General features: G+C 40.3%; 18 protein-coding genes. 13 read left to right on the top strand and 5 right to left on the bottom strand.

The features are described from left to right. Nucleotides 1-163 precede the first annotated feature (163 nt). From AAHJ11_RS10065 to AAHJ11_RS10020, 10 genes are all read left to right on the top strand, one after another. On the top strand, nucleotides 164-784 hold the full coding sequence (locus tag AAHJ11_RS10065) for an HU family DNA-binding protein (protein WP_413579480.1): 621 nt from the start codon (nucleotides 164-166) through the stop codon (nucleotides 782-784). 78 nt (nucleotides 785-862) lie between these two features. Further along, nucleotides 863-2,575 (top strand): ATP-binding protein, encoded by a 1,713-nt coding sequence (locus AAHJ11_RS10060; protein ID WP_320974387.1) that lies wholly within the window; start codon nucleotides 863-865, stop codon nucleotides 2,573-2,575. Nucleotides 2,576-2,686: 111 nt separating this feature from the next. Then, on the top strand, nucleotides 2,687-3,001 hold the full coding sequence (locus tag AAHJ11_RS10055) for a hypothetical protein (protein WP_320974386.1): 315 nt from the start codon (nucleotides 2,687-2,689) through the stop codon (nucleotides 2,999-3,001). An 87-nt stretch (nucleotides 3,002-3,088) separates the two neighbouring features. Beyond that, a complete protein-coding gene (locus AAHJ11_RS10050) occupies nucleotides 3,089-5,248 on the top strand; it encodes a TonB-dependent receptor (protein WP_258981210.1) in 2,160 nt (719 codons plus the stop codon). Further along, complete coding sequence (locus AAHJ11_RS10045) at nucleotides 5,245-5,736, top strand: DUF4625 domain-containing protein (protein WP_004309723.1); 492 nt, start codon at nucleotides 5,245-5,247, stop codon at nucleotides 5,734-5,736. Before AAHJ11_RS10050 ends, AAHJ11_RS10045 begins: the two co-directional genes overlap by 4 nt. Before the next feature lie 156 nt (nucleotides 5,737-5,892). Then, nucleotides 5,893-6,492, top strand: coding sequence for a cytochrome c nitrite reductase small subunit (gene nrfH / locus AAHJ11_RS10040; protein ID WP_148364925.1), 600 nt, complete (start codon nucleotides 5,893-5,895; stop codon nucleotides 6,490-6,492). Nucleotides 6,493-6,531: 39 nt separating this feature from the next. Further along, nucleotides 6,532-8,013, top strand: a complete 1,482-nt coding sequence (gene nrfA / locus AAHJ11_RS10035) for an ammonia-forming cytochrome c nitrite reductase (protein ID WP_004304071.1) — start codon at nucleotides 6,532-6,534, stop codon at nucleotides 8,011-8,013. 12 nt (nucleotides 8,014-8,025) lie between these two features. Further along, nucleotides 8,026-9,261 (top strand): cytochrome c biogenesis protein ResB, encoded by a 1,236-nt coding sequence (locus tag AAHJ11_RS10030; RefSeq protein WP_217721058.1) that lies wholly within the window; start codon nucleotides 8,026-8,028, stop codon nucleotides 9,259-9,261. Next, on the top strand, nucleotides 9,258-10,049 hold the full coding sequence (locus AAHJ11_RS10025; RefSeq protein WP_074557958.1) for a cytochrome c biogenesis protein: 792 nt from the start codon (nucleotides 9,258-9,260) through the stop codon (nucleotides 10,047-10,049). The genes AAHJ11_RS10030 and AAHJ11_RS10025 overlap by 4 nt, the downstream gene beginning before the upstream one ends. Nucleotides 10,050-10,078: 29 nt before the next feature. After that, a complete protein-coding gene (locus AAHJ11_RS10020) occupies nucleotides 10,079-11,359 on the top strand; it encodes an alginate export family protein (RefSeq protein WP_195650675.1) in 1,281 nt (426 codons plus the stop codon). 151 nt (nucleotides 11,360-11,510) lie between these two features. Here the strand turns inward: AAHJ11_RS10020 and AAHJ11_RS10015 are convergent, their stop codons facing one another. After that, nucleotides 11,511-12,200 (bottom strand): Crp/Fnr family transcriptional regulator, encoded by a 690-nt coding sequence (locus tag AAHJ11_RS10015; protein WP_320974385.1) that lies wholly within the window; start codon nucleotides 12,198-12,200, stop codon nucleotides 11,511-11,513. Nucleotides 12,201-12,448: 248 nt separating this feature from the next. Between AAHJ11_RS10015 and AAHJ11_RS10010 the strand changes: the two genes are divergently transcribed. The 3 genes from AAHJ11_RS10010 (at nucleotide 12,449) to AAHJ11_RS10000 (ending at nucleotide 17,227) form a co-directional block, all read left to right on the top strand. Next, nucleotides 12,449-12,988, top strand: coding sequence for a flavodoxin family protein (locus AAHJ11_RS10010; protein ID WP_413579478.1), 540 nt, complete (start codon nucleotides 12,449-12,451; stop codon nucleotides 12,986-12,988). A 148-nt stretch (nucleotides 12,989-13,136) separates the two neighbouring features. After that, nucleotides 13,137-13,958, top strand: coding sequence for an MBL fold metallo-hydrolase (locus AAHJ11_RS10005; RefSeq protein WP_413579476.1), 822 nt, complete (start codon nucleotides 13,137-13,139; stop codon nucleotides 13,956-13,958). Between the two features lie 17 nt (nucleotides 13,959-13,975). Beyond that, on the top strand, nucleotides 13,976-17,227 hold the full coding sequence (locus tag AAHJ11_RS10000; protein WP_413579474.1) for a S41 family peptidase: 3,252 nt from the start codon (nucleotides 13,976-13,978) through the stop codon (nucleotides 17,225-17,227). Between the two features lie 219 nt (nucleotides 17,228-17,446). Here AAHJ11_RS10000 and AAHJ11_RS09995 read toward each other — a convergent pair whose 3' ends face one another. From AAHJ11_RS09995 to AAHJ11_RS09980, 4 genes are all read right to left on the bottom strand, one after another. After that, the gene (locus AAHJ11_RS09995; protein ID WP_413579472.1) at nucleotides 17,447-18,487 is read right to left on the bottom strand and encodes a PDDEXK nuclease domain-containing protein; all 1,041 of its coding nucleotides are present in this window, start codon (nucleotides 18,485-18,487) and stop codon (nucleotides 17,447-17,449) included. A gap of 234 nt (nucleotides 18,488-18,721) precedes the next feature. Further along, nucleotides 18,722-20,272, bottom strand: a complete 1,551-nt coding sequence (locus AAHJ11_RS09990) for an SIR2 family protein (protein WP_413579471.1) — start codon at nucleotides 20,270-20,272, stop codon at nucleotides 18,722-18,724. Nucleotides 20,273-20,534: 262 nt separating this feature from the next. After that, complete coding sequence (locus tag AAHJ11_RS09985; protein ID WP_413579470.1) at nucleotides 20,535-20,972, bottom strand: transposase; 438 nt, start codon at nucleotides 20,970-20,972, stop codon at nucleotides 20,535-20,537. Nucleotides 20,973-21,047: 75 nt separating this feature from the next. Further along, nucleotides 21,048-21,719, bottom strand: coding sequence for a YczE/YyaS/YitT family protein (locus tag AAHJ11_RS09980; protein WP_009000000.1), 672 nt, complete (start codon nucleotides 21,717-21,719; stop codon nucleotides 21,048-21,050). Nucleotides 21,720-21,838: the final 119 nt, after the last annotated feature.

The raw sequence follows: 21,838 nt of genomic DNA, 5'->3' as shown, positions 1-21,838 counted from the left end.
CGTCTGACAACTGTTATCTTTCCGTCTGACAACTGTCAGACGAAAAAGATACAGCTGTCAGACGATTATTTTTATATGAACTGAAGATTAAAGTTCAATGAACAGGCGATTAAATATACGTAGTGAAAGTAATAAATGTATGAACTAATAAAAAGATATACTTATGAGTGCTCAATATGATTTGTATGAAACACCGGATCCTGATTGTACCGGAGAACAAAAGCCTTTGCATGCCCGTATCGTTCCAAATGGAACTTACTCGAAAAAAGAATTCATGGAACGTGTATCTCGTTCTTCCCAGACTTTTAACTATAACGTGATAGATGCGGTAGTAGGAGTTGTATTGGATGAACTAGCCGAAACGTTAGCAGAGGGATATATCGTAGAACTTGGCGAACTCGGGCATTTCAGCATCTCTTTGAAATGTACGCATAAAGTAATGACTAAACGGGAGATTCGTGCCGAATCAATCTGTTTTGATAACGTGCATTTGCGCACTTCCAAAGAGTTCAAAAGGAAGATTAAACGTGAGATAGAGTTGGAACGTGTGGATAAATCCAGACACTCTTCTCAAAAAGTGGAATTTTCTATGGAGCAATGCCAGCAGCTTTTACAGGAATTTCTAAAGAAAAATGGTGGTATTACCCGATTGGAATATAGTAGCCTGACCGGACTTTCCCGGCTGAAAGCAATAGATGATTTGAATACTTTCATTGAGAAAGGGATTCTTCGTAAACGTGGAGCTGGAAGAACCGTGTTTTATGTCTGGCAACAAGAGCAATAATAATCAATTCAAAGATTTCTTCTTGTTATTGCTAACAATTTTGTACCTTTGTTTGTCTATAGAAAAAACAGTAGGATTATGGCAAGAATAACAATTCCTTATGCAGTAGCAGATTTCATAGAAATGCGTGAACGTGGTTTCTATTACGTAGATAAGACCCAATATATAACTAAGCTTGAAGATTATAAGGCTCCTGTATTTCTGCGTCCCCGTCGCTTTGGGAAGAGTTTGTTAGTCTCTACTCTAGCTTGCTATTATGACCGTACGAAAGCGCATCGGTTTGAAGAACTGTTTGGTGACACGTGGATTGGTAACCATCCGACAAAAGAACATAACCGTTATATGATAATCCGTTATGACTTCTCCGCAATGGTAATGTCAGACCATATTCAAGGGCTGGCACAGAATTTTAATGACCTGAATTGCGGTCCGGTAGAAGTAATGGTAGCACATAATCGTGATTTGTTTGGTGATTTTGAATTTAGCAATCGTGGCGATGCATCTAAAATGCTGGAAGAAGTGCTTACCTACGCCCGCTCTCACGAACTGCCTAAAGTTTATATTTTGATTGATGAATATGATAATTTCACCAATCAATTACTTACTGCCTATAATGACCCACTCTATGAAGAAGTTACTACTAATGACAGCTTTCTGCGTACTTTTTTTAAAGTAATTAAAAAAGGTATTGGTGAGGGGAGTATCCGTACTTGTTTTTGTACAGGTGTGCTGCCCGTCACTATGGATGATTTGACCAGTGGATATAATATTGCAGAGATATTGACTCTTGAGCCTAATTTCCTGAATATGCTTGGGTTTACATACGAAGAAACAGAAACATATCTACGTTATGTACTGGATAAATACTCTACGGGACAGGATCGTTTTGACGAAATCTGGCAACTAATTGTAAGCAACTACGATGGCTACCGTTTCCGTCCCAATGGAGATCGGCTATTCAATGCCACTATCCTTACTTACTTCTTCAAGAAATTTGCAGCCAATGCCGGTAGTATTCCGGACGAGTTGGTAGATGAAAATCTACGTACTGACATTCATTGGATTCGTCGGTTGACTCTTTCGCTGGATAATGCGAAAGCGATGTTGGATGCATTGGTAATTGACGATGAACTGCCTTATAATGTGGCTGATCTTGCCAGTAAGTTTAATAAGAAAAAGTTTTTTGATAAAGAGTTTTATCCCATTAGTTTGTTTTATTTGGGAATGACAACGTTGAGGGATAAATTTGTGACAACATTGCCCAATATGACGATGCGTAGTGTATACATGGACTACTATAATCAACTGAACAAAATAGAAGGTAATGCACAACGTTATGTCCCTGTGTATCGGCACTATGATTCCAATCGAAGCCTGGAACCACTCGTTCAGAATTATTTCGAACAATATTTGGGACAATTTCCAGCACAAGTTTTTGATAAGATCAATGAAAACTTTATCCGGTGTTCTTTCTACGAACTGGTATCGCGTTATTTAAGTAGTTGTTATACCTTTGCCATCGAACAGAATAATTCAGCAGGCCGATCAGACTTTGAAATGACCGGTATTCCCGGTACGGATTACTATATGGATGATCGTGTGGTCGAATTTAAATACTATCGTATGAGGGAAGCTGAAAAGATGCTTGCACTTTCCGAGCCTCTTCCCGAGCACGTGGAACAGGTGAAAAGATACGGTGAAGACACTAAGAAAAAGTTTCCCAATTATAATGTGCGGACATATGTGGTGTACATTTGTGCTAATAAGGGATGGAAATGTTGGGAAGTATGAGACAATAAAATCTGCAATATTACTGATAACACATATTAAGAGCGATTATTTGCTGGTTCTTTTTCATATCGGTATATTTGTCCCGCTATTCTATATAACAATAGAGAGAGAATGTATCAAAAGAAAAATATAAGGGTATATATAGCATGGATGTTATTCATGACATTCATTCCTTTCTTTGTAGTGAAGACCTTTCACTATCATGGAAGTGAGGATGAAAAGTCGTGTTCCCATGCAAAGCATTCCCATAATTCTTCCGATGATTGTGCGATATGTAAATACTCTCTTTCTCTTTTCACGGAACCTCAATTAATAGAATATCATACTATACTGACGCTCGTGCCCTACGAGCCGATTATTTACCAGGATAAGGTTGTTTGCAAACCAACTTATTCGCATCATTTACGCGGACCTCCGTTCGCATGATTACATACTCATATTTTCAATGGAGATAGATTGGCTTTCAATCTATCCTCACATTCATTTTACACATTAAATAAAAGATTGTAATTGATGCGTATCGGAATTATTTCGGGCGTAATAGGGTTATTTGTAACCTTATCCGTCCATGCACAGAAATCCGATTCAATCAAGAGCATGCTTTTGCCTGATGTTGTGGTAACCGAAACGTACCAGCAACGTCAAGTAAAAAAGTCTGCCCTTACGGTTGATGTAGCCGATCAGGATTTTTTGCGCAAACATTTTACAGGAAACTTCATGCAGGCGATGGAGAACATTCCCGGAGTACAGGCAATGGATATTGGTTCGGGCTTCTCCAAACCGATGATTCGCGGAATGGGATTCAACCGGATTGCTGTATTGGAAAACGGAATCAAACAGGAAGGACAACAATGGGGAGCCGATCACGGACTAGAACTGGATGCTTTCAATATCGGAGCAGTCAATGTATTGAAAGGGCCCTCCTCACTGCTCTATGGCAGTGATGCAATGGGAGGAGTGATTGATGTTGTTCCACCGGCTGTTCCTGCTGATAATCGTGTGTTCGGAGATGTCACACTGCTGGGTAAATCAGTCAATGGAACCATCGGAGGGTCACTGATGCTGGGAATCAGGAAGAATGCCTGGTACTCCCATATTCGTTATTCGGAACAACATTTCGGCGACTATCGTATTCCGACGGATTCTATTGTCTACCTGACACAAAGAATTCCCATATATGGGCGTAAACTCAAGAATACAGCAGGTATTGAACGCAATATCGGGCTTTTTACCCAATATCAACGAAGAGCCTATAAAGCGAATTATGCTGTGAGTAATGTATATCAAAAGACGGGATTCTTTCCGGGAGCACACGGCATACCCGATGCGTCACGTGTGGAAGATGATGGAGACAGCCGTAATATTGAATTGCCATTCAGTAAAGTGAATCACCTGAAAGTGACTACCCACCAGCAATATGCATGGGAGAAACTGATCTTGTCAGGCGATTTAGGTTTCCAGAACAATCACCGTGAAGAGTGGAGTGCTTTCCATACTCACTATGGTTCGCAACCCGCACCGGAGAAAGACCCCGACAAGGAACTTGCTTTTAATCTGAACACTTTCAGTGCTTCGGTGAAAGCTCGTTTTATTGGTTCTTCTTCGTGGGAACATACATTGGGGTGGGATGGACAACATCAACGGAACGACATTTCCGGCTATTCGTTTTTACTGCCTGAATATCGCCGTTCCACTACCGGAATGCTTTGGCTTACGACATACAGACCTAACAATGTGTTTTCAGTCAGCGGAGGAGTGCGATATGACTACGGATATATGAATATCTCTTCGCATGAAGATGCTTACCTTGCCGATTATCTTCGGAAACAGGGCTATGATCCGGAACAGATAGACTTCTACAAGTGGAACAGTCACTCTGTGAATAAGCACTACGGTGATTATTCTCTTTCTCTGGGACTGGTATGGACTCCCTCCGACAAGCATCTGGTAAAGGTGAATATCGGGCGTAGTTTCCGCCTGCCCGGTGCGAATGAGTTGGCTGCCAACGGTGTACATCACGGCACTTTCCGCCATGAACAGGGAGATGCAAACCTAAAGTCCGAACAAGGCTGGCAACTGGATGCTTCTTATCATCTGAAGTACCGGGGAATTTCTTTCTCCGTCTCTCCATTTGTCAGTTGGTTCAGCAATTACATCTTTCTGCGTCCTACCGGAGAGTGGTCTGTATTGCCTCATGCCGGACAAATCTATCGCTATACCGGAGCGGAAGCGCTATTTGCAGGAACTGAAGCTACCGTAGATGTTGATTTTCTGCGCAACTTCAATTATCGGATTTCCGCTGAATACGTTTACACCTATAATTGTGATGAACATATTCCATTGAGTTTCTCGCCACCTCCTGTCATGCGCAATACATTAACCTGGCAAAAGAATCGGTATATGTTGTATGCAGAATGGCAGAGCATTGCCCGGCAAAATAGAGTGGACCGTAACGAAGACCGTACAGCCGGAGCAAACCTCTTTCATCTGGGTGGTTCATTGAATATTCCGATAGGTGGAAACAACGAGATTGAAATCACCCTGACCGCCCGGAATATATTCAATACCCGATATTACAATCATCTTAGTTTTTACAGGAAAGTTGAGATCCCCGAACCGGGACGTAACTTCCAGATATTAATCAAAGTTCCATTTAAAAAATTACTGAAATGAAAAATAAATTCTATCTCCCAATGATTAGCCTTTTGGCAACAGTTACTTTCATGTTTTCCTCTTGTGATAATGATGACTCCAGCGATACGACCAAACCTCTGATTGAACTTCACGAACCGGAAGAAGGTCAGGCTTTGGAGATCGGAAACGAACATGGGGTTCATTTTGAAATGGATTTGTCGGATGATGTCATGCTGAAATCCTATAAGATTGAAATTCATAGTAATTTCGACCACCATTCACACGGAGGTAATAGCAGGGCTGCACAGGAAACAGTAGATTTTAGTTTCAACAGATCCTACGATGTGTCCGGACAGAAAACCGCCCATATTCATCATCACGATATTGTAATACCGGCCAATGCTACTGCAGGAGATTATCATTTGATGGTTTATTGCACGGATGCCGCAGGTAACGAATCTTATATCGCGCGCAATATTAAATTGAGTAATGAGGTGGAAGACGAAGACCATCACCATGATGAATAAGATAGATTGCAATACATAAGGAAGGAATGTCTACTATCCATAGGACGATAGATAGACTGTTTTTTTGTAATGAGTATTTTTTCTTTTGAAAGGTGTAATATCTATTACACCTTTTTTGTTTCCAATCCTTTACTTTTGTGAAAAATACTTTTTCATATGATGAAGTTTCCAATAATAAATCGACTCTTTCCTTCTTATAAATGGAAGGTAGCGGCTGTCATCATTGGCGGTGTTATTGTGGGTGGAGGAGCACTGTTTATGTATATGCTCCGGGCGCATACCTATCTTGGGGATGACCCGGCTGCGTGCGTGAATTGCCACATTATGACTCCTTACTATGCAACTTGGTTTCATAGTTCGCATGCCCGGAATGCCACCTGCAATGATTGTCATGTGCCGCATGAAAATGCTGTGAAGAAATGGACCTTTAAAGGTATGGACGGTATGAAACACGTGGCTGCATTTCTTACCAAAAGTGAGCCGCAGGTCATTCAGGCTCATGAAGCCAGTTCCGAAGTGATTATGGATAATTGTATCCGTTGTCATACACAACTCAATACGGAATTTGTGAAGACGGGGAAGATCGATTATATGATGTCACAAGTAGGAGAGGGGAAGGCTTGCTGGGATTGCCATCGTGATGTTCCTCATGGTGGAAAGAATTCTCTGTCCGCTACTCCGGGAGCGATTGTTCCTCTTCCGGAATCGCCTGTTCCCGAATGGCTCCGGAAGATGGTGAATCAGAAAGATAAATAAGAAATGAAATACGTAATAAAATAATAAAACCGATATACAATGGAAAAGAAATTAAAATCATGGCAAGGATGGCTGTTGTTCGGAGGTTCAATGGTCGTTGTATTTGTTTTGGGATTATGCGTTTCTGCGTTGATGGAACGGAGGGCGGAAGTTGCCAGCATTTTCAATAACCGTAAAAACGTTATCAAAGGGATTGAAGCACGGAATGAACTGTTTAAGGATGACTTTCCCCGTGAATACCAGACTTGGACGGAGACTGCAAAGACTGACTTTGAGAGTGAATTTAATGGGAATATTGCTGTAGATGCTTTGGAAAAACGTCCTGAAATGGTGATTCTATGGGCGGGATATGCTTTCTCAAAAGATTATTCCACTCCACGGGGACACATGCATGCCATTGAGGATATTACGGCATCTTTGCGTACCGGTTCGCCCATGAGCCCGACCGAAGGTCCTCAACCGTCTACCTGTTGGACTTGTAAGAGTCCGGATGTTCCCCGTATGATGGAGGCATTGGGTGTCGATTCTTTCTATAACAATAAATGGGGGGCTATGGGCGCTGAAATTGTGAATCCTATCGGATGCTCCGATTGCCATGATCCCGAAACAATGAATCTTCATATCAGTCGTCCCGCTTTGATAGAGGCTTTCCAACGTCAGGGTAAAGACATCACTAAAGCTACTCCGCAGGAGATGCGTTCATTGGTATGTGCACAATGTCATGTGGAATATTATTTCAAAGGGGATGGCAAATACCTGACTTTCCCTTGGGACAAAGGTTTTACGGTAGAAGATATGGAGGCTTATTATGATGAGGCCGGTTTCTATGATTATATTCATAAATTGAGCCGTACTCCGATTCTGAAAGCGCAGCATCCTGACTATGAGATTTGTCAGATGGGTATCCACGGACAGAGAGGTGTCTCTTGTGCCGATTGCCACATGCCGTATAAGAGTGAAGGTGGTGTGAAATTCAGCGATCACCATATCCAAAGCCCGTTGGCTATGATTGACCGCACCTGTCAGGTTTGTCACCGTGAAAGTGAAGAGACTTTGCGTAATAATGTGTACGAACGCCAGCGTAAAGCGAATGAAATCCGTAACCGTCTGGAACAGGAATTGGCAAAAGCACATATCGAAGCTAAATTTGCCTGGGACAAGGGTGCCACAGAAACACAGATGAAAGATGTGCTCGCACTGATTCGTCAGGCACAATGGCGTTGGGATTTCGGAGTAGCTTCACACGGAGGTTCTTTCCATGCACCGCAGGAAATTCAGAGAATTCTTTCTCATGGATTGGATCGTGCCATGCAAGCCCGTCTGGCTGTGTCTAAAGTATTGGCAAAGAACGGATATACGGGAGATGTTCCGATGCCGGACATTTCAACAAAGGCAAAAGCACAGGAATATATCGGCTTGGATATGGATGCTGAAAGAGCGGCTAAGGAGAAATTCCTGAAAACAACTGTTCCGGCATGGTTGGAGAAAGCGAAAGAAAACGGTCGTCTGGCACAGAAATAAGAGAATTTATATATGTGGAGCAAACCATGGAGTTATAAAGAAGGGCTGGTGATTGGCGCAGGATTACTGGTGATAGGGCTATTGCTGCAAATGACAGTGGGAGCCATACATTGGGACCTGTTTGCCTGTCCGGTCAATGTGATTGTGTTAGTGGTTTATATCATTGCTTTGGTAGCCATGCACCTTCTTCGCAAACGTGTCTATTTATTCGGATGGTTGAGTCATTATTCCGCTGCTGTCTCGTCTCTATTGTGGGTGGTCGGCATGACGGTAGTGATGGGACTGATCCGGCAGGCTCCTTCCGGTCATGCTCCGGCTGATCTGCTGGGATTTTCGCAGATGATTTCTTCCTGGCCTTTTGTCTTGCTCTACTTTTGGATGGTCACCGCCTTGGGGCTGACAATCCTTCGCACCGGTTTCTCTTTGAAGATCAGCAGGATTTCTTTCCTACTGAATCATATCGGATTGTTTATTGCACTGATAACAGCCACTTTGGGAAATGCCGATATGCAAAGGTTGAAAATGACAACCCGGATGGGAAGTGCCGAATGGCGGGCTACGGATGATAAAGGTCAACTGATTGAACTTCCGCTGGCTATCGAACTGAAGGATTTCACTATCGACGAATATCCTCCGAAACTGATGTTGATTGATAATGAAACCGGCCGTACGCTTCCCGACAAATCTCCTGTACATGTATTGTTGGAAGAGGGAGTGACAAATGGCAGCTTGCAGGATTGGCAGCTAACTATTGAGCAATCTATTCCGATGGCTGCTTCTGTGGCTACCGAAGATACCTTGAAGTTTACAAAATTCTATTCGATGGGAGCGACTTATGCTGTCTATCTGAAAGCAGTCAATCAGAAGAATCAAACAACCAAAGAGGGATGGGTAAGCTGTGGTAGTTTTCTTTTTCCCTATAAGGCAATCCGGCTGGATTCTTTAACCAGTATTGTAATGCCGGAACGGGAACCGCAGCGATTTGCATCGGAAGTGAAGATTTACACACAAGAAGGAACGATCACGGAAGGAACCATTGAAGTGAACCGTCCGATGGAGATAGAAGGTTGGAAAATTTATCAACTTAGTTACGATGAAACAAAGGGAAGATGGAGCGATGTCAGTGTTTTTGAGTTGGTTCGCGATCCGTGGTTGCCGGTTGTTTACACAGGAATTATAATGATGATGGCAGGAGCCATCTGTCTGTTTGTCAGCGCACAAAAGAGGAAAGAGGAGGACAAAGCATGAGTTGGGAATACTTTATACTATTTGCAATAGCCGCACTGGTTTGTTGGGCTTTGGGAGCTTTTGCTGCCTGGAAAGGTACAAAACCGGGATGGGCTTATGGATTTACTTTCTTAGGTCTGGCTATTTTCTTCAGCTTCATTATCGGAATGTGGATTTCATTAGAACGTCCTCCGATGCGGACAATGGGAGAGACACGGCTGTGGTATTCTTTCTTCCTTCCGTTGGCGGGATTGATAACCTATGCACGCTGGAAGTATAAATGGATTTTAAGTTTCAGTTGCATCCTTTCATTGGTCTTTATCTGTATCAATATCTTCAAACCGGAGATTCACAATAAGACGTTGATGCCTGCTTTGCAAAGCCCGTGGTTTGCCCCTCATGTCATTGTGTATATGTTTGCTTATGCTATGTTGGGAGCGGCGACGGTGATGGCCGTCTATCTGCTTTGGTTCAAAAAGAAGGAGATTGAACGGAAAGAAATGGATTTGTGTGACAACCTCACCTATGTAGGTCTGGCATTTATGACATTAGGTATGCTTACCGGAGCTATCTGGGCAAAAGAAGCCTGGGGGCATTACTGGGCTTGGGACCCGAAAGAAACTTGGGCGGCAGCTACCTGGTTCGCTTATCTGGTGTATATCCATTTCAGATTAGGCAAGCCATTGAAGGCACGTCCTGCGTTGATTATTCTGTTAGTATCATTTGTCCTGTTGCAAATGTGCTGGTATGGAATCAATTACCTTCCGGCCGCACAGGGAGTCAGTGTGCATACTTATAATTTAAATTGAAATATCGAATCACTAAAACTTCAATATCAATGAAAACATTTTATTGGTCATTCTTGCTTATGCTGTTGCCAAGCATGGCATATACACAAAACACGGAGAAAGAGAATGAATTTACGATGTCTATGCAAATCAGACCTCGTGCGGAGTATCGGAATGGTGCATTGACTCCACGGGATGAAGGGGTAGCTCCTACATCTTTCATCAATAACCGTGCACGCCTCTCGATGGATTATAAACGTTCGGATCTGGAACTAAAGATGTCGGCACAGCATGTCGGTGTTTGGGGACAAGACCCGCAGATTGAGAAGAATGGGCGTTTTATGTTGAATGAGGCTTGGGCGAAACTGAACTTTGGTGAAGGGTTCTTTGCTCAACTGGGACGTCAGTCATTGATTTATGATGATGAACGTATTTTGGGAGGACTGGATTGGAATGTAGCGGGTCGTTACCACGATGCATTGAAGCTGGGATATGCTAACAAAAATAATGAAGTGCATCTGATTCTTGCTTTTAACCAGAATAATGACAATAGAACAAGTGGAGGTACTTACTATGATTCTTCTACCGGACAGCCTTATAAGAATATGCAAACCGTCTGGTATCATTATAAAGCGGATAATGTTCCGTTCGGAGCTTCTTTATTGTTTATGAATCTGGGATTGGAAACGGGTGATAAAGCCACGGATGATTCTCATACCCGCTATTTACAAACAATGGGTACTTACCTCACTTATAAGAATAGTAACTGGAATCTGGATGGTGCTTTCTACTATCAGATGGGTAAGAATAAAGCTGCGGAGAAAGTTTCAGCTTTGATGGGAAGCATACAAGCCGCCTATACCTTTAATCAGACATGGGGAGCCGTGGCTAGTTTTGATTATTTAAGCGGTGATAAAGGAAATGGCGGTAAGTATAAGGCTTTTGATCCTCTTTATGGAACCCATCATAAATTCTATGGAGCAATGGATTATTTTTATGCTTCTACATTTGCGAACGGTTATGCACCGGGATTGATGGATGCTCGTATCGGAGGTCGTTTCCGTCTATCTGACAAGGTGGATATGGAACTCAATTACCATTACTTTAGTACAGCAGTTAAAGTTCAGGACTTAAAGAAATCATTAGGTTCGGAAGTTGATTATCAGATAAACTGGTCAATCATGAAAGATGTGAAACTCTCTGCCGGATATTCTTTTATGCGTGGCACGAAGACAATGGATATTGTGAAAACAGGTAATCATAAAAGCTGGCAGGACTGGGGTTGGGTATCATTGAATATCAATCCGAAAATATTGTTTGTAAAATGGTAAATCCAAGGAAATAATAAGAATTAAATAGAGAGAGAATTTTTGAAAAGTTTTGAGTTTATAAAATCATCCTTACTATACATATTGTAGTAAGGATGATTTTTTGTTTTAGAGACTTCCCTGATAATTATCTTTATTGTTATGGAATAGATTATTACAGATATTTCTCTAAAGTTATTTGATCTAAAATCACTATTCGTTTTCCTTCCATAGTGACAAGCCCTTCTTTAATCATCTTATTGATTTCTTTAGATAGGGCGGGACGTGATACATTTAAGTATTCGGCGAGTTGGGATTGAGTATGCATGATATCTACCACCAATGAATCTTTTTTCTTATGTTCATATAGATAAACAATAAATCTTTCCCGCACGGTTTTGCGTGAAAGAGGTTTCAGGCGGGATACGGTACAGATATTGCAATTTCCTGCTATGCAAAGAAAATTATGAAGAACCTGTGGATCCTGACTGATAACCTTAAAAGTCGATTCCTTGGTTGCCATCAACACCACACTGTTTTCGAGAGCGGTAAAAGTGGCGGGCAATGTATTGTTTGAAGTGAAGAGGTGCGGAGTGGCAAAGGTGCGCGGAGCAATAATATATTCAATCATCACTTCGTTTCCAAGTCCGTCTATAATGTCTGTGCGTAGTTTACCTTCCAATAATACATATAGTTTATTGCATGGAGTACCTTGTGTTACAACGATCTCTTTTTTTTCTGCTGCATAGACTACAAATTCCAGCTTTTCAAGCAAAGAAAGTTTGATATTCAGAGGTAAGTCCCGGAAGAGAGGGATTTGAAACAGCTTTTCTTTATGTGAGTCGGTCAGTAGTATTTTCTTCATTAGTATTATATTGTTCGTATCCTGAACAAAGATATGAATTATATATTAGTGAAAAAAACTTTCAGATCTATTTATTGAATAAATATATACAAGAGACAGAGAAAAAGTACCAGTAAAATATGAAAACTGTAATTTAGGTATCTTTCTCTGTAATTTATCTACATTCGATCTGCTTTTATTTCTCTACTTTTGCAAAGTGAATCGTTGACAGAAAGAATTCTGAAAATAAAAAGTAATAAAGTAAAGTTATGGCTAAAAAGGTTTTGATAATTTCATCCAGTCCACGTAAAGGTGGTAATTCTGATTTATTATGTGATGAATTTATGAAAGGTGCTCTCGAAGCAGGTAATGAAGTGGAGAAGATTTTCCTGAAAGACAAAACAGTTCATCCTTGTACGGGATGCAGTGTTTGCAGTATGTACGGTAAACCTTGTCCGCAGAAGGATGATGCAACGCAAATTGTAGAGAAGATGATTGCTGCAGATGTGATTGTGATGGCAACTCCGGTCTATTTTTATACCATGTGCGGACAGATGAAGATTATGATCGACCGCTGCTGTGCACGCTATACGGAAATAACCAACAAGGAATTTTATTTCATTATTGCGGCTGCGGAAAACGATAAAGCAATGATGGAACGTACCATTGATGGTTTCCGTGGTTTCCTCGATTGCCTGGAAGGACCGCAGGAAAAGGGAACGGTTTATGGAATTGGTGCATGGAAGGTAGGGGAAATTAAAGATACTCCCTATATGCAGGAAGCTTACAAGATGGGAAAAATGGTATAACCTTTTGAAGGATAAAAATAAGGATTCAATCAGAAAGATTGAAAAGTCAAGAATTTTAATTGATTAGATTGCTTGTTCTGCCACAGAATTATTATAATTTTGTGGCAGAACTTTTTATTTTACATTATTTGTTTGATAACTAAATGTCATGAGCTATAAAATAACGACTCTTGTGGAGAATTGTGTCTATGGACGTAAATTGCAGGCCGAGCATGGTCTTTCTCTCTATATTGAGATCCAAGGGAATAGAATTCTTTTCGATACGGGAGCATCTGACTTGTTTATCCGTAATGCCCGTCTGTTGCACATTGATTTACAAAAAGTTGATTATTTAATATTATCCCACGGTCACAGTGACCATACGGGGGGACTGCGTTATTTTCTGGAATTGAATACACAGGCAACCGTTGTCTGTAAACGTGAAATCTTTTCTCCTAAATTCAAGGATGAACGCGAGAATGGAATGAAGCATACGCAAAATCTTGATCTTTCCCGTTTCCGCTTTATCACAGAGCAGACCGAACTGCTTCCCGGAGTCTTTCTTTTTCCATCTATTGATATTATCAATCAGGAGGATACCCATTTTGAACGCTTCTGGGTTCAGAAAGAAGATGGTTGCAAAATACCGGATACCTTTCAGGATGAATTGGCAATGGTGTTAGTGGAACCGGAAGGAGTTTCTGTGTTGAGCGCCTGTTCTCACCGGGGGATCACCAATATCTTGCGTACCGTTCGGACCGCATTTCCTGAATCTTCCTGCAAGTTACTTCTCGGAGGTTTTCACATTCATAATGCGGAAAAACAAAAATATCAGATCATTGCAGATTATTTGCAGGAATACCTTCCCCGGCAAATTGGCGTTTGTCATTGTACGGGAGTGGATAAATACGCTTTCTTTTTCAAAGATTTTGGTGACAGAGCATTCTATAATTACACGGGAAAACTAATTCAAACTGATTTTTCAGAATAAATATATAATAAATTGATATGAAGAAACTAATAACTTCGTTAGCACTGGTATTATCAGCATTATCCAGCTATGCAATTACTCCTTTGTGGATGCGTGATGCACGTATTTCACCGGATGGGACCGAGATTGTCTTCTGTTATAAAGGAGATATTTATAAAGTTCCCGCACAAGGAGGAACTGCCGTTCAACTTACCACACAAGCCTCTTATGAAGCCAATCCCGTCTGGTCTCCCGACGGAAAACAAATCGCATTTGCCAGTGACCGGAATGGAAATTTCGACCTGTTCATCATGCCTGCCGACGGAGGTGTCGCCCGGAGACTGACTTACCATTCCGCATCGGAAATTCCCTCGGCTTTTACACCGGATGGAAAGTATGTCCTTTTCTCCGCTTCCATACAAGATCCTGCAAACAGTGCTTTGTTTCCTACGGGAGCAATGACAGAATTATACAAAGTTTCTGTAGACGGAGGGCGTACTGAACAAGTGCTGGCAACTCCCGCCGAACTCGTTTGTTTTGATAAAGCAGGAAAGAACTTTCTTTATCAGGACCGCAAAGGTTTTGAGGATGAATGGAGAAAACATCACACTTCATCCATTACGAGAGATATTTGGTTATACAATACCCAAACCGGAAAACATACGAACCTGACAAACCGGGGAGGGGAGGACCGTAATCCTGTATATGCACCTGATGGTAATACAGTCTATTTTTTGAGTGAACGTAATGGAGGTTCTTTTAATGTGTATACTTTCTCATTGAATACTCCACAAGAAGTAAAGGCTGTCACTACTTTTAAGACTCATCCGGTACGTTTCTTGTCTGTCAGCGATAAAGGAACTTTGTGTTACGCCTATGACGGTGAGCTTTATACCCAGAAACCCGGTGCCCGTCCGGAAAAAGTAAAAGTAGAACTTGTCCGTGACGATGAAGAGCAGGTTGCTGCACTTAAATTCTCACAGGGAGCCACTTCCGCTTCCGTATCTCCGGATGGCAAACAGGTTGCTTTTATTGTGCGTGGTGACGTTTTTGTAACTTCAACTGACTATGCTACAACCAAGCAAATTACAAATACTCCCGCGAAAGAAGCTTCTGTCTCTTTTGCTCCGGACAACCGAACGCTGGTTTATGCCAGTGAACGCACCGGTAATTGGCAACTTTACACAGCAAAAATAAGCCGTAAGGAAGACCCTAATTTCCCTAATGCCACTCTTATTGAGGAGGAAGTTTTATTACCGTCCAAAACGGTAGAACGTGCTTATCCGCAATATTCGCCGGATGGTAAAGAGCTGGCTTTTATCGAAGACCGCAATCGTTTGATGGTACTCGATTTGAAAACGAAGAAAGTGCGTCAGGTGACGGACGGTTCTACATGGTATAACACCGGAGGTGGATTTGACTACGAATGGTCACCGGATGGTAAATGGTTTACTCTTGAATTTATCGGCAATCGTCATGATCCTTATTCGGATATAGGTATTGTCAGTGCACAGGGAGGAGCGATAACCAATCTGACTAATAGTGGATATATCAGCGGTTCTCCGCATTGGGTACTCGATGGAAATGCCATTCTTTTCCAGACCGAACGTTATGGTATGCGTGCACATGCTTCTTGGGGATCGCAACAGGATGTTATGTTGGTATTCCTCAATCAGGATGCTTATGATCGTTACCGTTTGAGCAAGGAAGATTTCGAATTGCTCAAGGAACTTGAAAAGGAACAAAAGAAAGCAAAGGAGAAAGATGATAACAAGAAGAAAGACGGTGATAAGGAGAAGGCGGATGAGGAAAAAGCAGACCAGAAAGATATAGTAGTCGAGCTTAACGGCATTGAAGACCGTATCGTACGTCTGACTCCCAACTCTTCTGACTTAGGCAGTGCCATACTATCCAAAGATGGAGAGGATCTCTACTATTTCTCTGCTTTCGAAGATGGATATGACCTTTGGAAAATGAATCTCCGTGAGAAAGAGACAAAACGTCTGCATAAACTCAATACCGGGTGGGCATCGCTGATGCTGGATAAAAAAGGAGATATCTTCTTATTGGGAAGCCGCAATATGCAAAAGATGGATGCCAAGTCGGATGCTTTGAAATCAATCAGTTATCAGGCTGAAATGAAAATGGATTTGGCAGCTGAACGTGAAGCGATGTTTGATCATGTGTACAAACAACATCAGAAACGTTTTTATAATGTCAATATGCACGGGGTAAACTGGGATGCCATGACTAATGCTTATCGCAAATTCCTGCCTCACATTGATAACAATTATGACTTTGCAGAACTGTTGAGTGAATGGTTGGGCGAGTTGAATGTTTCACATACCGGAGGACGCTATTCTCCCAAAGGTAAAGGTGATGTTACTTCCAATCTGGGACTTCTGTTCGACTGGGATTATCAGGGAAAAGGGATGCAGATTGCCGAAATTATCGAGAAAGGTCCGTTCGACCATTCGCGTACCAAAGTAAAAGCGGGATGTATCATTGAAAAGATTAACGGTGAGGAAATAACTCCCGATCATGACATCACTTGTCTGTTGAATAATAAAGCAGGGAAGAAGACCTTGATTTCAATCTACAATCCGCAAAATAAAGAACGTTGGGAAGAAGTTGTGATGCCGGTTACGAGCGGCCAGCTGAATGGGTTGTTATACAAACGTTGGGTGAAACAGCGGGCGGCAGATGTTGAGAAATGGTCGAAAGGACGTTTGGGATATGTTCATATTCAATCCATGGGAGATGACAGTTTCCGTACCGTTTACTCGGATATTCTGGGAAAATATAACAACTGTGATGGAATTGTGATTGATACCCGGTTCAACGGTGGTGGTCGTTTGCATGAAGATATTGAAATACTGTTCAGTGGTCAGAAATACTTCACTCAAGTAGTCCGTGGACGCGAAGCGTGTGACATGCCAAGCCGTCGTTGGAACAAGCCGTCTATTATGCTGCAATGTGAAGCTAACTATTCGAATGCACATGGAACTCCATGGGTATATAAACATCAAAATATAGGAAAACTTGTCGGTATGCCTGTTCCGGGTACAATGACGAGCGTGTCTTGGGAAACTTTACAAGATCCTTCACTCGTCTTTGGTATTCCTATCGTCGGCTATCGTTTGCCTGATGGCAGTTATTTGGAAAACACCCAGTTGGAACCGGATGTGAAGGTTACTAATGATCCGGAGACGGTCGTTAAGGGAGAGGATACCCAATTAAAGGTGGCTGTCGATGAACTTCTGAAAGAAATAGATAAGCAGAAGAAGTAAATACAAGTATAATTATAGATGAAATAAAAAGTCGCTTCTTTGAAAGAATCTTAATCAATTCGCATATATAAGACCAATTAAATTTGTTAGACACTGTCTGACAATTTGGGCCGCGAAGATAAAACATAAATTCAAGCTTAATACTTCATATCGAAATGAAATAGGTTGATGTTATTGTCTTAACCGACAATATACATCAACCTATTGAATATAATGTTGCTACTCCTTTTCTGAATTAATATCGTCTTCTATAGAATTAATCTCTTGAATGAGTAATGCCTGAAGTTCATCTTTGGGTAGCAGTAGCTGATACTCGGCAACTCCAATAGGTTTATTTACATCTTGCAACGCAATCTCTACATCTAAGTGGTCTTTGTCAGCACAAAGGATGATACCTATGGATGAGTTTTCATTTTCGCCTTTTTCAAAACGGTCGAGTAAAGAGAGATAAAGATTCATTTTACCAACATACTCTGCCTGAAATGCACCGATTTTTAATTCAATCGCAACAAGCGACCTAAGTCTCCGATGGAAGAAAAGCATATCTACGAAATATTCTTTATTGTTGTATTCCAGACGATATTGATTGCCAATAAAAGAAAATCCCCGGCCTAATTCCAAAATGAACGACTTGATTTTAGAAACCAGCCGCTTCTCTAATTCCAATTCTCTAATAGGCTCTGTTATTCCAAGAAAGCCGAGATTATAGGAACTTCTAAAAACCTCATTAGCATAATTGGCTTGCGCCATAGGCAAGACTGCGTCAAAATTATTCGTCTTGATTTGCGACTGACGAGTTGCATAGGTACTCATCTTTATTGCATTGAGTAACATATCTCTTGACCAGCCTTTTTGCAAACATTCTTGGGCATAGAACTCAACAGCATCACTGTTCTCCACTTTACTTAAAAGCAGCAGATTATGCCCCCATGGTAAAACTGCGACAGCTTGTCGCAGTTTTGAATCGCAAGCATTATATCTTTCATAAAACCGTTTCATGTCCCAAAGATTACGAGGAGACAGTCCCATATCAGGAAATTGTTCTTTTAAGTCTACTGACAGCCGCTTAACCACACCACTACCATATCCACTCTCCAAATTCTTTTCGAAAAGTAATTTGCCAATATTCCAATATGCAGAATTAACCGCACTGTTTACTTGACGGGCAACAGTGATTCGAGCGGTCTGAATTTCAGAAACTGCCTGCTGCAATATTTGAGCGTACTCACTATCGTTTATTATCATTATATCTTTTGCCATGACTCAATCATTTTTATACCAATCAATTAATTCTTGTATCTCAGGAGGAATGCCATCACTCCATTCATCATTAATCTCGGCATCAGTATTCAACTCTAATCGTTCATAATCTTCTTGTCGCTTTTCCCAATCCTAAAGTTCTTGACTCCATGAATAGTCTTCCTCCATAATAATGGTTCATTTTGTATCAATAAGTGCTTACTTATTCAATCCTATCCCTTATTTGTAAATACATCATTTTCGTTTTGATGTAGCCTTTTTGACTATCTTTTCTACTTTTGGTAAACTATCATATTTTTTTATGTCATAAAGGCATAAAAGACGTCTATAATTTGATTGCTTTTTCTCTTCAGTCTTAATAGACTTTAGATATTTCTCCAAATCTGATAATTGAATTTTATCGTCATATACAGCATACATAATGGCATTATGCTTATATGACATAGCAATACTGGAATCTTTAATAACAGAATCGCAAGTACAATTACGATTATTTTTATAGAGCAAACATTTACTCTGTATGTACTTAGTCAGATTGCGCTTTTGATTTGCTTTTAATCTGTCTATACTTTCAATTTTGCTATTAATTGTTGAGAAACCAAATATAGGAAAGTAAGTAGAATCAGATATTGTATGTTTATCAATTAGTGACAAAATAGAAGAGTTGGATTCATCGATAATCTTAAAATAGTTTTGAATTATCTCAGGAATAGTCATATATTGATATTGAATTGTCTTATGCGACCCTATCGCCAATATTCTATCACTATTCCTCATATCCTCAATATCTTCTGTGATAAAAACCTTTATTGTACCACCTGAATTTATTTCTTTCACCACATTTTGTACTTTCCTGACATCCATTGCTGAAATTGGCAGGGTTATATTAGACAGAGCTGTATAAATAGCTATAAAATTATCCGTTTTTATCTTGTTAATTCTTATTGTAGAACCATTCATGTCGATATCATGTTCAACTATTTCAATATTAGTAGAATCCTTTTCATATTCTACTAACAAGAAATTTCTGCGAATTAATTCTGCTTGAGATGTATTAGGTTGAACGTAGGAAAATATGGTCTTTAATACTTTCTTTATATTGTCATCATTAATACTATATCCCAAAAAGATTATTGGATTATGAATAAAAAGAGATAAAAGTTGAGCTCTAATAAGTTCGTACCTTTTGTCAAACTCGTCATAATCCTCTTTCGTGATTATAATTTTAGCTACATCATCGATGCATCCATGTATTTTATATATAGACCCATACGGATTACTTAATAAGATGTCATTACCAACAAGAGCATTGAATTCGAAAATTTCTTCAATAAACCTATCGTAATTTGTCGTGATTACAGATCCGATATTTTTACGAACCTTCTTCAACTCTGCAATTTCTCGTTCTATTCCATTCTTTGGTTTGGATGCTCTTATTATATTCGATATGTGTATCTTGAAACGACTCAAATTAACTCCATTACGCATGTGCTCATAGAAGGTATCATTTACAGCTTTGAACTTTCCATCTCTATCTTGCGCTAAAATATCATTGAATTCATGTTCTATTTTGCTCGCTATTTCATCAAAGTGATATACTCCGGCATCATTGCAAGATGATTTTATATCAAGGTAATGCTCGTCATTACCCCAAATATCTTCACATACCTTACTCAAAAGAGCATCCCAAGTGTATGTATTATCAAGATATCTAAATGAAAGACCAGACCCTATAAATAATACGGGGTGATTTCTATATTGAGCTATAAATTCATTAACATTCATATCGCATATTATTATTTAATCGACTGCTTTACTTCCATCTGTAAAACACATCTTATCCGATTCATATATATTGAATTCTACCAATATATTTATCAGTTTCCAAAAGTAGGAAATATTTTCGGATAATAATCAATCTCTGTGAAATTACTAACTCACAATTCCTTTATGGTCAGAATACAACACAAAAAATGAGAAGCGCAAAACTCTCGTTCTCATTATTACTTTCTTCGTTCCCTCTCATCATCCCCCTGCATCCGCTTATTCAGCCTCTCCTGCATCTTATCCAGAAAATACGTGCGCCAAGGATATATTCATAACCTTGCTCTTCAAGTGATTTTATATTGTTCTTTGATAGAAGTCCTGCATCTACCACCACTATCGGATGAGTGAAGCCATGTTTCTTAGCAAGGTTCTCTATGACAGGAATCAGGGTGTTACCTTCAAATATATTTCCTTCATAGATTTCATAACCGATTGGTTTTCCTCGTGCGGCAACTAAAAGCCTGAGGAAGATCTGAGGGCAACTGTGTTTTCCATCTTTGGAGAAACTGGGGATTCTCAAATCATCCTCATCAGTAGCCTCAAAGTATAGAGTAGTCGTATCATAAAACACTACCTCAATACTCCCGCCAATAACTTTTCGGGTGTGTTTGAAAGATATTTTTTCAACCTGTGATTGGATATCACTGGTTGATTTCATCTTGTTCCTATCTTTATCTTTCTCTAAAATACAAAGCTTGTCAAGAAAACGATAAATTTGGTGGATATGCAGGATTTACTTCCAGACTGGTAATAATTTATGGAGGGTCTTTCTCGTCATTATCTTTTGATTCAGGAAACTCACGATATATCCGGTTATGCAGGCTGCAATGAGCGACCCTTCACGTACTCCTTGAATACCTTGCGTCAGTAAGAGAGAGAGAATTACGGCCAAGGTAACCAAAGTAATATCAAAATAGACTTTGAACTTTCCGAACTCCTTGTTATAATGGCGGGATGCATATTTCACGAATGCTTCTGCACTCATCATGGCTACTCTCGGTTTAAGTTCGAGAACTACTCCGATAGATTGCACCATGCATCCTGTAAGTAATAAAGCGATTGACATGCCATAATTGGCGGGATGCAGTTCACTTGTCAGCATCATATTAAAATCAATGAATGCCGAAAAGATAAAAGAGAACGGCATTTGAAGAAGAATTTCAATAATATCCTGCCGGGTTCTGTTCTTTCGGATTAACCAGAATTGTCCCAGGATAAGAACCATATTGATGATGAAGGTGCAAGTACCCAATGACAAAGGACTATTCAAACTTAATACATAATTGATGCTCGATATGGGAGTAGTTCCTAGTGCCGAGCGTATAATCAATACAATGCCTGCCGCTAAAAAATAGAGTCCGATAACAAATACTAAATACCTCTTGAAAACATCTTTCATTTCCATACCTTTTTGACCTCCTTTATTTATTTTCCTTTCATGCATTGAAAAGGATATGCAAAGGTCCCGTTTTTTACTCTGAAATAGATTATCTAATTCCGTACACTTTTTGTCATATCCGAAAC

Source organism: Bacteroides sp. 90-K9/2, assembly GCF_047310725.1.
GTDB lineage: Bacteria > Bacteroidota > Bacteroidia > Bacteroidales > Bacteroidaceae > Bacteroides > Bacteroides vicugnae.
Note: the sequence above shows the minus strand (reverse complement) of the source record. Positions and strands in the feature narration are given on the sequence as shown.